The organism is Nocardia sp. NPDC004068, from assembly GCF_042874315.1.
Lineage (GTDB): Bacteria > Actinomycetota > Actinomycetes > Mycobacteriales > Mycobacteriaceae > Nocardia.
This window is the reverse complement of the sequence record NZ_JBIAMW010000008.1, coordinates 121433-136529: the sequence shown is the minus strand read 5'-3', so window position 1 is coordinate 136529 and position 15097 is coordinate 121433. Positions and strand designations below refer to the sequence as shown.

The following is a 15097-nucleotide window of genomic DNA, read 5'->3' as shown; positions in this document are numbered from 1 at the left end:
CAGCATGCCAGTAAGCGCTCAGCCGATGAAGGACTCGGGTCCGAATCGACCCCACGCGATGAACACGGCCAGCGCGAGATAGACCAGATTCAGTCCGATGACCTTCATGTCCCCCATGCGGTAGTGGGTGATCATCGCGCCGATCATGAGCGCGATCCAGCACACCGCGGTCACGGGCACCAGCACCGGGGCGATGTCGAGCGCGGCGGGCAGGATCAATCCGAGCGCCGCCAGCAGTTCGAGAACGCCGAGCGTCTTGACGAAGGCCGCGCTCGCGTGCCCGGTCCAGCTTCCGTTCGGCATCTCGGCGAGTTTGTCCTTGGGAATGAACGTCTTGCTGATTCCGCCGGTCAGCGCGACGAGGGCGAGGAGGCTCGCGGCGATCCAGAGGGCGAGGTTCATGATGACTCCTTGGCGGGTTGTTCGTACGCGCATCAAGACGCCGCGCCGCGGACTTCCGTGACACCCGCCCGATATGACCCGCACCACACTGGAGGACCGATGCCCGAGACCGAGCCTTTCGTGGCCCACCGCAACCTGCTGTTCACGGTCGCCTACGAAATGCTGGGCTCGGCCGCCGACGCCGAGGACATCGTCCAGGAGACCTGGCTGCGCTGGTCCACCGTCGACCCCGCCACCGTCCAGGACCCCCGCGCCTACCTCGTCCGCATCGTCACCCGTCAATCCCTCACCCGGCTGCGAACCCTCAACCGCCGCAAGGAGACCTACGTCGGTTCCTGGCTCCCCGAACCCCTGCTCACCACCCCCGACATCGCCGACGACGTCGAACTCGTCGACAGCGTCTCCACCGCCATGCTCCTGGTCCTGGAGACCCTCACCCCCACCGAGCGCGCCGTCTTCGTCCTCCGCGAGGTCTTCGCCATGGACTACGACGACATCGCCGAGGCCGTGGACAAAACCCCCGCCACCGTCCGCCAGATAGCCCACCGGGCCCGCACCCACGTGGCCTCCCGCCGCCCCCGCACCCCCGTCGACCCGCGAGAGACCGACGCCGCCCTCACCGCCTTCCGACACGCCGTGGAAACCGGTGAGCTGCAACGACTTATGGACATCCTGTCCCCCGACGTGGTGTTGATCGGCGACGGCGGCGGCATCGCACAGACCATCCCCCGCCCGATCTTCGGCGCGGACAAGGTGGCTCGGCTGCTGTTGGGCCAGTCCGCGCGCCTCCCCGGCCTCGCGCTGCACCCCATCGTGGTCAACGGGCAAGCCGGGCTCGCGGTGTACCTGGGCGGGAAGTTGGACACGGTACTGACCGCGCGGTTGGACGAGGGACGGATCGCGGCGCTCTACGCGGTGCGGAACCCGGAGAAGTTGGGGCATATGGAGGGTGAAACCGCTCTGCGCCGCTGAATTTCGCGGTTTCGGGCGGGTCGGCGGTGAGCGTGCTAGCTTACGCCTATCACCGCTGTGCGAGTTGCCGATCATGCAGGGGGACGGCAGTCGATGAGAATCCAACCGAGGCAACAGATCCTGGGCATCTGGCGGGCCCTCCTCACGTCCCGCTGTTCGGGCGGGGAATGGACGTGGGGCGGTTGCGACGGGTCGAACTCGATCAGCGACGCCGAGCAGTTGTTGTGCCTGCTGTATCCCGCGACGGAGATCGAAGCGTTGGCACTGGACGATCCGGACACTGTTCAGGATGACGTATTCGCCACGCTGGCGCCCTTTTTCGGACGCGCCAGGGACATCAGTCCGAAGATCGTCGAGATTCTGGAAGATTACCTCGACCGCTACACAGGGCCCACCGGTCAGCCGGTGTTCTCGGCGGGCGGGTACCTCCGGTCGAGCGAGGCACGGGCGGCGACCGCACGGCAACTCGAATTGGATGTCGTCGAGTCGTATTCGAAATCGCTGACGCTGTGCATCGCCGGACTGAAGTATTTGCGGTCATTCGCGCGGAACACCGGCTCCCGGTCTCCGGTGAGTCCCTCGGTGTCGTCTCGGATCGAAACGCTCCAGGCGCGACTCGATCACAGGTTGACGACCGCGATGGTGGGTCTGATCCGCAGTTTCGTCGTGCATACCGTCGAGCCGGAGTCAGCGGCCGGGCGAGCGATGCTGACGATGTTCAATCAAACCCATGTGCCGACGAACGTCGTGGTCAACGGTGTGGCGAAGCGGCTCGAGCGGCTGCGGATGCGGCTCTGCCAGAACCTGACCCTGAGCGAAACGGCCGAGGAGGACTTGAGAGAACCCGGAGTGCTGTTCGAATGCGGATGGAGTTGGGGTATCGCGCGTCGAGCCGAACGTGTCGAATTCGTCTCGAGCGATATGGAAATCGCGAAGGTGGATGGTCTCGCGATCGACCACCCCTCGCTATATTTCACCGTGGTCGCACTCGACTGCATCAACAACCTGGCCGACCCGTATACTCGGGAATCGCTCAATGCGGAACAACGACGCCTTTACGACGCGCTGCGGCTACGCTGGGAACTGGCCCAGAGCTATTGGTCGGCGATGGCCCGCTACGGCGACGGCCGTTGGCCGCTCGAAGATATTCCGTGGCGCACCTCCGATGGCGAGGAATCGGACTACTTCAGTCTGTCTGTTTCGGCGGTTTTGATCCAGGACCTTTTCAACAGAGAAGCCAGCGATGAACACCTCACCAGAGCCGCGCCCATTTTCGACGAATTGGCGCGGCGGGGAAGGATCACCCGGCGGGTGACGACCGACGACCCGGCGCGGCAGCTGCATGTGCCCGGTGTGCGACTGCTGTTGAAGGGAACCGAGGATCTGGACGGCGGCCCGGTGCTGCAATGGCTGGTGTCGGACTACGAGCCGGTACTTCTCGAGCGAACCCTGCAGGCCGCCCGGCTGTCGAGCGATCTCGTCACCCGCGACCGGCTGCTCGACCTGGCCCAGGCCACGATGGAACACCTGGAGAGCCGGGCCTACCGCAGCGGCCCGGAGGCCGGGCTGTGGGACGACGTGGAACGCGTATTCGCCACCGACACAACGTCTTTCGACTGTCCTGGCCGGCAGATGCCCGCTCCCCGCCCGCAGTCGCCCTCGTGGTCTCTGACCGAGCGCGTCATCGAGTGCCTGGTGGTTGCGGATGCCATCTTCCGGCAGCCGCCGCTGCCGTCCGCGGCCTCGGCGATGCGCGCGCTGGAACTGCTGACCGAAGCGGAGCATCTGCTCAACCAGCGCCTGCTCGAGCTCAGCGAACGGGACCTCTCGCCCAATCGGCAGTCGCTGGAACAGATCGGCCTGGAAGTGGCCCGGGCCCGGTCGGTCATCAATGAACGTCCCGGAACCGCGCACAGTATCTGCGCGGAGGCCCTACGGCGACTGGACAAATTGGAGTTCGCGGGCAACGACGCGGCGAGGGGCGTTTGAATGCTCGTTTTCTCGACTTCGGACAAGGGCGGCACGGGCCGATCGGTCACCAGCTGCAATATCGCCTATCGGTTGAGTCTGACGGGTCGCCATGTCGCCTACCTCGATTTCGATTTCGGGTCCCCGACCTCCGGCGCGGTCTTCGAAATCGCGGAAATCAACCGCGGCACCGATGAGGGCGACGGCCTGCACTGTTATCTGCTCGGCGAAAGCAGTGGGGTCGGAAAACACGACGTGCGCAAGGAGACCGGGCGCCACGGCCTCCGCGCGCCGCGACATCCGTACAGACTCGTGCTGTACGCGGGTGACCGTGGTGGCGGCGAATTCCCCGCCACCGAGGAGGTCGTTCAACGCTGCACCGAATTGCTCGTCACGTGTGAGCAGGAGTTCGATGTGACATTCGTCGACCTCAGCGCGGGTCGTTCCGCCGCCCTCGAGATCGCCCTGGGCGCGACGGCCCAGCCGCAATTGCGGGAAACCGTCGTGCGCTGGCTGGTCTTCCATCGCTGGACAAGCCAGCACATCGTCGCCGCTCACGCTCTGGTGCACGGACCCCACGGGGTGCTGAACACGGGCGAGGATTGGACGCACGATCGGCCGCGCCTCGAGAGCGCCATTCGCTACGTGCGGACCGCCGTACCTTCCATCACGGCTCCCGCCGCCCCCGGCACCGGCACCGGACCGCAGTGGGCCTGGTTGCACGAGCAACATGCCGCGTTGCGCCGCCTGGCCGCCGCACACGAGCTCGGCAGCAGCGTCGTGCTCGGCGAGACACCCGTGGAACCCGTACTCCAGTGGCGAGAACAGGTGATTCTGGACGCCGACGTGCAGGCGGAGATCGCGAACGCGGACATCGTGCTGGCCTTCACCGAGCTGGCCGAGGGGCTCGTCGACGACGCGGTCTGGGAAAGGTTGTGACCATGGACGACTTCGGCGGATACCACGAGAGTACCGAGCAGGTCCGAACAGAGGAGGTCCCGCTCTCCCATCTCTCCATCGAGACCGGCCATCTCTTCATGGTCGATCTGCTCAACGGTGAGGAGAAGATCCGCGCGCAATTCGAAAACGTCTCGCCCATCGTCGATTTCCATATCGAAGACACCAAACGACGTTTCGGCGACAAGGCCCGGGTGAGCACCTGTTTCTTGATGGACGACTTCTTCCGCCCGGATACCGAACCGGCCGTCATTCTCGAGAAGCTGCTGGGTGTGGCCGAGGACTGCGGCCTGCGTATCGACTACCTCGCCCGTGCGGCCGGTTGCAGCACGGCCCCGGTATACGCGGACAATCTGCCGACAACAGCGATACAGCTGGCCGAAATGGTCGCGTCACGCATCGTGGCCGAACCGGTCGAGGAGAAATCCACGGGCCAGCGCCCTCCGGACGTGAAATCCGGTTGGTTGTGCAACGGCCGCCGCTCGTCCGATCACGAGCCCATCCACGCGATGCGGAGAAAGACCTATCGGCCTCCTGTCGAACGCGGTCGACGCGAGCACTCGATATTCTTGGACGTGCAACTCTGGGACACGTTCGCCGGAGAGGACGATCGGGGCAATCGCTGGTCCTGCCCACTGCTCGCCGCCGTGTGGCGGATGCTGCGGTTGGGTCTGCTGCGCGACCACGGCCGAGCGGTGGCGCAACCGGTCCCGTGGAAGCCCGGCGACGGCTGGCCCGAGACCTGGAGTGCGATGCCCGCAGTGACCCGGTTGAATCCCGCCGCCAAGCCCTTCTCCGCGTATCGCGCGTTGTCCATCCTGCCGCGCCGATATCTCGGCATCGAACATGCCGTCCACCTGATCCTCGATCACGTGGCCCTCGATGGGGAGATTCATCGGAAGATGGTCGATCGTGCTGCGCTCGAGGCGGTTCCGGTCCACATTCCCGCCGAGATCACCCAGCGGCTGTCGGTGATCCTGCTCGATGGACAATGACGTGCGCCCCACTGCCGGGCACCCCGTCGACCCTCCGCTGGTGGTCCTCGGTCATGTCGGGACCAGTCTGCTCCCGTCCCCGAACGTACTGGACATCCCGGCGACGATCGAACTGCTGAGCACCATCGTCCGCGGCAGCCGCGTGACATCCCGGGAAAGACCTGTGCCGCTGGCCATTTCGGCCCCGCGCGTAGAGGGCGTGGACTGCGTTCTTCCCGTGTCCCACGGTCGGTCCATCCGCGGCATCGGCACCGTCCTCACCCGAGCGCTCGTTGTCGGAGGGCGGATATCGCAAAGCTCCTCTCTGACAACGGTAATCGCCGCCGAGGGCGGCACGCAGCGGCCGTGGAAGCACTACTTGGCCAGTGCGGGAACCGTCGAGGCGATGAGCGGTCTCGGAAGCGAGGCGGGCGCTAGGCTGGCACTCGGCCATGTTCGGAAGACCACTCGCGACAGCCTGGATCTCGGGGCGATCAGCGGACGCATGACCATGGAACTTCGGATGGACGACCGGCTCGCGCATGCCGTCCCGTTCCGCACCGCCGAAACGCAATTGCGTTGGGCCGCCGAGGTCGTTCCGGACCGAACGCGGGCACCCGTCTTCGCGTTCACGCTCGAATCCAGCGCGGTGCGATCGGTGCGGTTACGTGTCGGCGAAACGGAACTTCCTGCCGTTCAGCGCTTTTGCGAGGATCTGGCGGTGCACGACTGGCTCCTGACGACTCTCACCGAACTGCTGTCGGCCCCCGGTCATCACGGCCACATCGAGCACCACCCCGAGACGACCCTGGCCCTGGTTCTGGAACACATTGTGCCGCTGTGGATGCCGGGCGCCCATACTCCACCACAGCTGCGGAGCCTGTGGGCAGACGTCGAACAAGACCCGGGCTTCACCCTCCAGTGGTCGGCCAGAGTGAATCAACTGCGCGACCGAATGGCCGCTGCCACCCTCGATCTGCTGCGCCGATCGAAGGCCGGTACGAGCGAGTGGTGATCACGACCGGAGCCAGCGACGAACGACGGTAGTACTGACCGACCGCCCGCTGGAACGCCGGAACCGCGTGTGCCGGAAGCGTGTTCAGGAAAGAACCATCGGCCCGCACCGGATCTTATCCCCCGGCAGGAGGCCGGGCAAGGTCCCGGAAAGCCTGCTCACACAGCGGACCCGAAAAGCGGCCAACCGGTCGCTCTTTGAAGATTTCATTGCCGACCACATGGCCATGTGCAAATCCTCACAGCGGAATCGATATGCTGTTACATCTCCCAATGGCATACTCGCCATTGGTTCGAACCTCGGAGGTGCGCGGGCAATGTCGCCCGCGTCCGAGGTAAGGGACGTCCCGCGGCGAACCTCGCGGAATTCGCCTGTCGCTCAGCACAACACACGGAACGCTCGCTTGTGCGGTTCGACGTCCACCTCGCTTCGTGACCGCACGGGGCGATCGATTCCGCAAGCCCAGAGGGGGGTCCGAAGTGAGTACAGCCTGGCCGCTGACGCCGTATCAGCGGGACATCCTGACGGTGGACACGGTGTTTCCCGATCTGCCGCTCGCTCAGCTCGCGGGCTACGTGCGCATCGATGCCCCGTTGGATCTGCCCCGCCTCCAGGACTGCGCGCGTGCGGTGGCGGACCGGCACGACGCGTTGCGGCTGCGGATCGATGCCCGCACGATGACCCAACGGCCCGCCGAGGGCATCGACGAGATCGAGGTGGTGGACTTCCTCGCCGAGCCGGAGCCCCGTGTGGCAGCGCGGGATTGGATGCGACGGGCGACCGACGAGGTGCTGCCGCCCGACGGGCAGTTGATCCGTCCGGCCGCGCTCGTCGACGACATCGAATCCTTCGTCTTCTATCTCAACGCCCACCACGCGATCGCCGACGGGTGGGCGCTCTCGATCGCCCTGTATCAGCTGTGCGCGGAATACCTCGGCACCGACCTGCCGATCCCGACGACATCGACGAGCTACCTCGACGTCATCGAGGCCGATCTCGACTATCGCTCCTCCGCCCGCTATCGGCGCGACCGCGACGTCCTGGTGGACCGGTTCACCGACGTCACCCCCGCCCTCTTCGCGCGCCGCACCGGCACGAGCGACCACACCCGCTCGCGGCGCACGATGCGCTTCGACCGCGAGGCCGCGAAACGCCTGCGCGCCACCGGGAAATCGGTCTTCTCCGTGACGACGACCGCACTGGCCTGGTACCTGCGCCGTATCCACCGCGACGGCGACATCGTGATCGGCGTGCCGTTGCTCAACCGGCGCGCCGGGGACATGCTCACCGTCGGCAATGTGACCAATATGCTGCCGCTGCTGGTGCCGATCGACGAGTCCGCGACCTTCGACGAACAGCTCACCCGGACGGCGGCAGCGGTCGCGGAAATCAAGGCGCACCAACGCTTTCCGCTCGGCGATCTCCAGGAGGCGCTGCGCGAACAGGGGTCGGGCACGGGCGCGTTGTTCGATGTCACCTACTCCTATCTGACGGTTCCGAACGGGCGGCTCTCGGTCGGTGTGAGCGAGCGGGAGATCCTCTCCTCCGGGTACTCGCTGGACGCGCTGAACATCGTGGTCCGGGAACTGAAGGAGGAGGGCGTCTTCGAGGTCGACGTGTTCTACGCCGACGATGTGTTCGACGCGGATTTCGCCGTCGACGACCTGATCCGGCACGTGTTCGGGCTGCTCGACACGGGCCTGCGGCATCCGGGAACGCCGCTGCGGGAACTGGATCCGCTCGCTCCCGCGGACGTGGACCGGTTGCGGTCCTTCGAGGGACCGCCCCCGGCTCCGCTGGACGAGTCGGCGACGATCGATCGGCTCGTCTCCGCGCGGATCGAGAGCACGCCGCAGGCACCCGCGCTGTCCTGGTCGGATGCCGACGGTACGGTCGCGGTACTGACCTACCGCGAGTTCGGCGATAGGGTCGCCGCACTGGCCACGCGCTTGCGGGAGTCCGGCCTGCGCCGCGCGGAGCCGGTGCCGTTGCTGCTGCGCCGTTCGCCGGATCTGGTGGTGGCCGTGCACGCCGTACTCGCCGCGGGCGGCGCCTACGTTCCCATCGATCCGGATTTCCCCGCGGCCCGCATTCGCACGATCCTGCGCGACTGCGCGGCCCGCGTGATCGTCGCGGGCACGGAATTCGAGGAGCTGGCCACGGAATTCGGCATCGCACGCGTGGAACCGGGTTCCGCACACGGTATTTCGAGTACCGAGCCCAGCGCGTCGCCGACCGACCTCGCCTACATCATCTACACCTCCGGCTCGACCGGTGTGCCCAAAGGCGTGATGATCGAACATCTTTCGGTCGTCAACCGCCTCACCTGGATGCAGCGCGCCTACCCGATCACCCTCGACGACGTGATCCTCCAGAAGACGCCCGCCACCTTCGACGTCTCGGTCTGGGAGCTGATGTGGTGGGCCGTGACCGGCGCGCGGCTCGCCCTGCTGCCGCACGGCGGCGAACGGGATCCGCGCCGCATCGCCGACGCCATCGCGCGCCACCGCGTCTCGGTCCTGCACTTCGTGCCGTCCATGCTGGGACCGTTCCTGGACCACCTCACCGAAAACGCCATCGACGCAACGGCTCTGGGCTCGTTGCGCCTGGTGTTCTGTAGCGGTGAGGCGCTCGCCCCCGCCCTGGTCCGGCGCTTCCGGCAGGTGTTCGCCGACCTCGGCCTGCCGCACGTCCGGCTGATCAACCTGTACGGACCCACCGAGGCGACCGTCGACGTCTCGCATATCGAACTCACCGCCGATCCGGTGCGGGTGCCGATCGGACGGCCGATCGACAATATCGCGCTGCTGGTGCTCGACGACCGCGGTCGACGCTGCCCGCTCGGCGTGCCGGGCGAACTCAATATCGCGGGAGTCGGTGTCGGACGCGGATATCACGGCCGCGACGACCTCACCGCCGCCGCCTTCATCGCCGACGAACGTGTCCCCGGCGGGCGACGTTACCGCACCGGCGATCTGGTCCGCTGGCTCGCGGACGGCACCCTCGAATACCTCGGCCGCCTCGACGACCAGGTGAAGGTCCGCGGCAACCGCGTGACGCTCGGCGAGATCGACAACGCCCTACGGGAATGCCCCGGTGTGGGTACGGGAATCGTCCACACCCGGATCAGCGGAAACGCGACGACTCTGGTCGCCTATTACACCGGCGAGGCGACGGCGGCAACCGTGGCCGACCACCTCGCCGAGCGCCTGCCCGGGTATATGGTCCCGTCGCATTTCGTGCGGCTGGCCGCGCTCCCGCTCACCCGCAGCGGGAAGGTCGATCGCAAGGCGCTGCCCGATCCGGAACACCGCCGGGAGCGCTCCGAGGCCCCGCGCACCGACACCGAACGCGCCGTCGCCGCGGTGTGGGCGGAGGTGCTGGGCATCGACGCCGCCGATCTGGGCGTGCACGACGACTTCTTCACCATCGGCGGCGATTCCATTCTGGCGCTACGGCTTCGGAGCGCCGCGGAACAGCGCGGGCTGCGCGTCGACATCGATCGGTTCTTCACCCGCCCGACCATCGCCGATCTGGCCGCGGCCGTGGCGGCCGACGGTCCGGCCCCGGACACGGGCGTCTCGACCGTGCTGGAACTGATTCCGCTCATCGATCGGGCCACGCTCACCGGTGTCGAGGACGCGTTCCCCGCGACGGCCCTTCAGCTGGGCATGCTGTACCACAGCGTGGAACGCGCGGAATCCACCCTGTACAAGGACGTTTTCCGCTACCGGCTGCGAATGCCGTGGCGGGAGAACGCGTTTCGCGACGCCTATCGCCAGCTGGTCCGCCGTCAGCCCGCGCTGCGCTCCGATTTCGACCTCACCGGTCGTTCGATTCCCATCCAGATCGTCCACCACGACGTGCCCGACACGCTGTGGGTGGGTCCGGAGGACGAACTCGACTTCGACGACTACGTGCTCGACGCGGCACCGCTGTTCCGGATGCAGGTCGTGCCCGGTGACGACGGCTTCGAACTGGTCCTGCGCTTCCATCACGCCGTACTGGACGGCTGGAGTGTCGCGAATCTGGTGCGAGAACTGTTGCAGGACTACCTGTTCCGGCTCGGCTACGACGTCGAACCCGTCGCCGACACCCCGTATTCGCCGACGCTGCTGGCCGAGTACGCGCGCGCCGAACAGGCCGCCGAAGCCGACGCGCGATCGCGCCGATACTGGTCGGAGCTGCTGGACGGGTCGACGGCGACGACGCTTGCGAGCACCCGAGCCCACGAACCGCCCAGCCCGGCCGGACCGGTCGAGGTGACGGCCGTGCTGCCCGGTTGGCTGCGCCGGACGCTGCCCGATTTCGCCGCGCGGCACCGCGTCCCGTTGAAATCGGTACTGCTGACGGCGCATTGCCTGACGCTACGGGCCCTGTCCGGGTCCGACGACATCACCACCGGCGTGGTCTCGCACGCCCGCCCGGCCCGGACCGGCGGCGAATCGGTGGCCGGGCTGTTCCTCAACACCCTGCCCACCCGCCTGGATCCCACCGCCCGAACCTGGCTCGCCGCCATCCGGCGGATCGCGCGGCAGGAGCGCGACGGTCACGCGCATCGGCGGTATCCGCTGCGCGCCATCATCGCCGATCTGGGCCGGGTGCCGTTCGAGACGGCGTTCAATTACGTGAACTACCACGTGTTCTCGGGGTCACGGGAGGGCGGCGACCTCGCACTGACCGACTTCCGGATCCACGAGGAGACCAACTTCGCGCTGCTGGTCACCGCCGCCACGGATCCGCGCACCGACGACATCCTGGTGCGGATCTGCGCCGGGCGGGACGCACTCGGCCGCACCCAGTGCGAGCAGTACGCGCGGCTGTTCATCGGCACGCTCGAGGCCATGGTCCGGGGGCCGGACCGGCCCATCGATGTGGAGGCGGCCCGGGTCCGGGACGCGGTGCATCTCGTGGAGGCGGCCGCGGCGCTGCACCCGGACAAGGTCGCGGTGGTGGATGATTCGACCAGCTGGGACTACCGCACGCTCGACCGCGCCGCCGAGCGCGTGGCGCTGCGGTTGCGCGCCGACGGCGTCACCACCGGAGCACGCGTGGCCGTGCACCTGCCGCGGGCGGTGGAATCGCTCGCCGTCGTGCTCGGCGTGCTGCGGGCGGGGGCCGCCGTGGTGCCGCTGGACCCGAGTTATCCACAAGCGCGGCGCGAGGCGATGATCGCGCGCTCGCGGCCGGTGCGGATCGTGACCGACGCGGCCGAACTGCTCGCCGCGGACGCCGCCGATGCCGTTCTCCCCGCACCGCATCCGGAGTCCGTCGCGTACGTGCTGTTCACCTCGGGTTCCACCGGTGAGCCCAAGGGCGTCGCGATGCCACATCGCGGTTTGGCGAATCTGGTTGACTGGCAAAATGATTCGTACACCTCGGCCCGCGGCGCGACGACGCTGCAATTCGCTCCGCTCTCGTTCGACGTCTCGTTCCAGGAGATCTTCAGCACGCTGGCGGGCGGTGGCACGATGCGGTTGATCACCGAGGAGCAGCGCCGCGACCCCGCCGCACTGGTCCGGGTGGTGGCCGAGAACGACATCGCGCGACTGTATCTGCCGTATGTGGCCCTGCAAGCCTTCGCCGAGGCCGCACAGGCGACCGGCCGCTACCCCACCGGCCTGACCGCGCTCGCGTCGTCCGGTGAGCAGCTGCGGATCACACCCGAGATCCGGGCGCTCGCCGCCGCGAATCCGGGCGTCGTGGTCGAGAACCAGTACGGCCCGACGGAAAGCCATGTGGCGGCGGCGTTTTCGATGTCCGACCCGGAGCGCTTCCCGGATCTGCCGCCCATCGGCCGCCCGGTCGGCGGGGCGACGATCGAACTGCTCGACGATCGCCTGCGCCCGGTCGCGTCCGGCGTGCCCGGCGAGATCTACCTCGGCGGCAGTGGGCTCGCCCAGGGCTACGAGCACCGCCCCAACCTGACGGCCCAGCGCTTCGTCGCCGCGCCCGGCGGCCGAATCCGTTATCGCACAGGCGATCTCGGTCTGAGAATGCCCGACGGCGCGATCGTCTGTCTCGGGCGCACCGACACCCAGGTGAAGGTGCGCGGGTACCGGGTCGAATGTGCCGAGGTCGAACTGGCGCTCGCCCGGATCGACGGGGTGGTCGCGGCGGCGGTGCTCGCGCGGCGGCTCGACGGCATCGATGCGGTGCTGGAGGCATTCGTCGTGCCCGCCTCGGCCGCACCGGAACCGGAGCAGATCCGTAGCGCCCTCCGCCGCACGCTGCCCCCGCACATGATCCCCGCCCGGGTGCACCGGGTGGACGAGCTTCCGCTGACGCCCAGCGGCAAACGCGACGACGCCGCGTTGCTGCGGCTCGCCGACACCACCGCCGCACCGACGGACGTCACCCCGCCCGCCGACGCCCTCGTCCGCGAAATCGCCGCGCTGCTGGCCGAATTCGTCGGCGTCGAGGCGTTCGGCGCCGACACCGACTTCTTCGCCGCGGGCGGCACCTCGATCGGCGCGATGCGGGTGGCGATGACACTGACCAAACGGTTCGACACCGAGATCCCGCTCGAATCGTTCGTCGCCGCCCCGACCGCCGCGGGCCTGGCCCGCATCGTGCGGACCAGCGGCGCGCGCCGCGGCTTCGACCCGCTGGTGCCGTTGCGCGGCGGTGCCGACAACGACGTCCCGCTGTTCCTGATCCATCCGATCGGCGGCAATGTCATCTGCTATGTGCCGCTGGCCCGGCGGCTGGGCGGGACGCGCGCGGTGTACGGGTTGCAAGCCGCCGGGGCCGAACCGGGCACGACGCCGCTGACCTCGGTGCCGGATCTGGCCGCCGCGTACCTCGAGGCGATCCGCCGCGTCCGGCCGCACGGCCCGTACCACATCGCGGGCTGGTCCTTCGGCGGCTACGTCGCCCTGGAGATGGCCCGGCAGTTGCCGGAGGACGAGGTCGATCGCCTGATCCTGCTGGACACCATGGCCCTCGGCGACACGCCGCCGGGCCGGATCTCCGAACGCGATCTCATTCTGTGGTTCTTCGGCGAACTCGTCTTCTACGCCCGCGGCGACCTCGCGCTCGAGACCGACTTCGACACCTCGGCGACCGACCGGGAGCACCTGTTCGAATCGGTGCTGCGCCAGGCCGTCGACCACGGCATCCTGCCCAAGGACAGCTCCCCGCAGCTGGTCCGGCGGCTCTACGCGGTGTTCCACGCCAATTTCGAAGCGACACTGGGCTATCGGATGTCGCCGCTGGACCGCGACGTCACGCTGCTGCGGGCGCGGGACGGGTTGCCCAGCGGTCTCGAGCACGCACATCGGTTGGCGGGCACCATGTTCGGCAGTGCGAGCAACGGCTGGGATCGCTGGGCCCCGCGCGGCCTCGACATTCGCGAGATCCCCGGCGACCATCTGTCGATGATGACCGAACCGCACATCGCCGCCGTGGCGGAGGTGCTGAGCGAACTGCTCGAACCCGCCCCGGTCGACGGTTCCCCTGGTAGGGAGTCGTGATGGTCACCGAGGTTCGCCGTCCCCTCGGCGCGAGCGAACGCTGGTATCGGATCTGCGACCAGCTCTCGACACTGAACGTGGTCGCCCGGGTCCGGCTGCGGGGTCCGCTGCCCGAGGCCGTGCTGCGGGCCGCGGCCGACGCGCTGGTCGGCGAGCATCCGCTGCTGCGGGTCGCGATCGCGGATCGGCCGACCGGGCCGGAATTCGTCGCGGCGCCGTTGCCCGGCCTACCGCTGCGCCTCGCGGATGGGGCCGAGACCACCTGGGAACGCGAGGTGGACGAGGTCGAACTGGCGACGCCGCTGGCGTCGACGGAGCGGCCGCTCGCTCGCCTCACCGATGTCCGCAGCGCGGTCGGGACCGCCACCGAGACACACGATCTCATCCTGACGATCTCGCACGTGATCGCCGACGGGACGACGGCGCTGAGCCTCCTGCGGCGGCTGGTGGAACTGGCGGCGGGCGATTCCCCACGGGTGCGTCCCGCCCTACCCGCGCCGGACGCGCTGCTGCCCAGGGGTTTTCGTGCCCCGTGGGGGCTCGCCGCCGCCCTCGGCAACGGTCTGATCGATCAGACGGTCGCGCTGGCGGCCCGCCCCGACCGGCTGACGCCGCAGCGACCGGTCGAGGCCACCGCGCGACGGTCGCGCCTGCTGCATCGGGAACTCGACGCCGACCTGCTCGCCGCGCTCGCCGCCCGCTGCCGCGCCGAGGGCGTCACCGTCCACGGCGCGCTGGTCGCGGCGCTGGCCCACGCCTACGGGACCGTCGTCGCGCCCGGCCGGTCCGGCCGCATCGGGATCGGCTCCCCCATCGACTTCCGTAGCGAATTGCCGGTCGGTCCGGACGATGTCGGCGCGTACGTCGCCACCGTCCCGTCGTATCCGCGCTACGGGCCGGGTACGGATTTCTGGGAGGTCGCCCGGCGGCTCAACCGCGGTCTGTCCCGGCGAAAGCGGCTGCGACAGCATCTCGCTCAGATCGCCATGCTGCCGGTGCTGTGCCCCGCATCGGTCGCGACGAGCGCGCGCACGGTCGACCTGCTGGACAGCCGCGGCCCCGGCAATATCTGCCTGTCCAATATCGGCCGATACGACTTCCCCGACCGTGTCGGCGACTACGAGCTGTCCGGCGCGCAGTTCATCGCGGGCATCTCGGTCAGCGGCTATTTCGTCGCCACCGTCAACACCGGTCACGGTGCGCTGCACTGGAACTTCACCTATATCGAGGATGCGGTCGGCCCGGAGCGGGCGCGGGAGCTGGCCGACGAATCGCTGCGGGTGCTGACCGCCGAACTCGACGCCGTGCCCGTTCCGGGCGGAAAGTGAGAAGCC

8 protein-coding genes are annotated in these 15097 nt (G+C 68.2%); 7 read left to right on the top strand and 1 reads right to left on the bottom strand.

Annotated features, from left to right (window positions below):
• Positions 1-18: 18 nt before the first annotated feature.
• The gene (locus tag ACFYTQ_RS21355) at positions 19-402 is read right to left on the bottom strand and encodes a DoxX family protein (RefSeq protein WP_387363467.1); all 384 of its coding nucleotides are present in this window, start codon (positions 400-402) and stop codon (positions 19-21) included.
• A 99-nt stretch (positions 403-501) separates the two neighbouring features.
• Between ACFYTQ_RS21355 and ACFYTQ_RS21350 the strand changes: the two genes are divergently transcribed.
• The 7 genes from ACFYTQ_RS21350 (at position 502) to ACFYTQ_RS21320 (ending at position 15091) form a co-directional block, all read left to right on the top strand.
• Entirely contained in the window at positions 502-1374 is an 873-nt protein-coding gene (locus ACFYTQ_RS21350; RefSeq protein WP_387363464.1) for an RNA polymerase sigma-70 factor, read from the top strand.
• A gap of 93 nt (positions 1375-1467) precedes the next feature.
• A complete protein-coding gene (locus ACFYTQ_RS21345; RefSeq protein ID WP_387363461.1) occupies positions 1468-3363 on the top strand; it encodes an SCO2524 family protein in 1896 nt (631 codons plus the stop codon).
• Positions 3364-4281, top strand: a complete 918-nt coding sequence (locus ACFYTQ_RS21340; protein ID WP_387363458.1) for an SCO2523 family variant P-loop protein — start codon at positions 3364-3366, stop codon at positions 4279-4281.
• Between the two features lie 2 nt (positions 4282-4283).
• Positions 4284-5294 carry an SCO2522 family protein gene (locus tag ACFYTQ_RS21335; protein ID WP_387363455.1) on the top strand — a complete coding sequence of 337 codons (1011 nt, stop codon included), beginning with the start codon at positions 4284-4286 and terminating at the stop codon, positions 5292-5294.
• On the top strand, positions 5284-6288 hold the full coding sequence (locus ACFYTQ_RS21330) for an SCO2521 family protein (protein ID WP_387363452.1): 1005 nt from the start codon (positions 5284-5286) through the stop codon (positions 6286-6288). The genes ACFYTQ_RS21335 and ACFYTQ_RS21330 overlap by 11 nt, the downstream gene beginning before the upstream one ends.
• Before the next feature lie 479 nt (positions 6289-6767).
• The gene (locus tag ACFYTQ_RS21325; RefSeq protein ID WP_387363449.1) at positions 6768-13763 is read left to right on the top strand and encodes an amino acid adenylation domain-containing protein; all 6996 of its coding nucleotides are present in this window, start codon (positions 6768-6770) and stop codon (positions 13761-13763) included.
• Positions 13763-15091 (top strand): hypothetical protein, encoded by a 1329-nt coding sequence (locus tag ACFYTQ_RS21320; RefSeq protein ID WP_387363446.1) that lies wholly within the window; start codon positions 13763-13765, stop codon positions 15089-15091. The genes ACFYTQ_RS21325 and ACFYTQ_RS21320 overlap by 1 nt, the downstream gene beginning before the upstream one ends.
• The last annotated feature ends 6 nt before the right edge of the window (positions 15092-15097 follow it).

Excerpts from the sequence above, each read along its gene's own strand:
- ACFYTQ_RS21355 (WP_387363467.1), bottom strand. The coding sequence starts at position 402 with ATGAACCTCGCCCTCTGGATCGCCGCGAGCCTCCTCGCCCTCGTCGCG.
- ACFYTQ_RS21350 (WP_387363464.1), top strand. The coding sequence starts at position 502 with ATGCCCGAGACCGAGCCTTTCGTGGCCCACCGCAACCTGCTGTTCACG.
- ACFYTQ_RS21345 (WP_387363461.1), top strand. The coding sequence starts at position 1,468 with ATGAGAATCCAACCGAGGCAACAGATCCTGGGCATCTGGCGGGCCCTC.
- ACFYTQ_RS21340 (WP_387363458.1), top strand. The coding sequence starts at position 3,364 with ATGCTCGTTTTCTCGACTTCGGACAAGGGCGGCACGGGCCGATCGGTC.
- ACFYTQ_RS21335 (WP_387363455.1), top strand. The coding sequence starts at position 4,284 with ATGGACGACTTCGGCGGATACCACGAGAGTACCGAGCAGGTCCGAACA.
- ACFYTQ_RS21330 (WP_387363452.1), top strand. The coding sequence starts at position 5,284 with ATGGACAATGACGTGCGCCCCACTGCCGGGCACCCCGTCGACCCTCCG.
- ACFYTQ_RS21320 (WP_387363446.1), top strand. The coding sequence starts at position 13,763 with ATGGTCACCGAGGTTCGCCGTCCCCTCGGCGCGAGCGAACGCTGGTAT.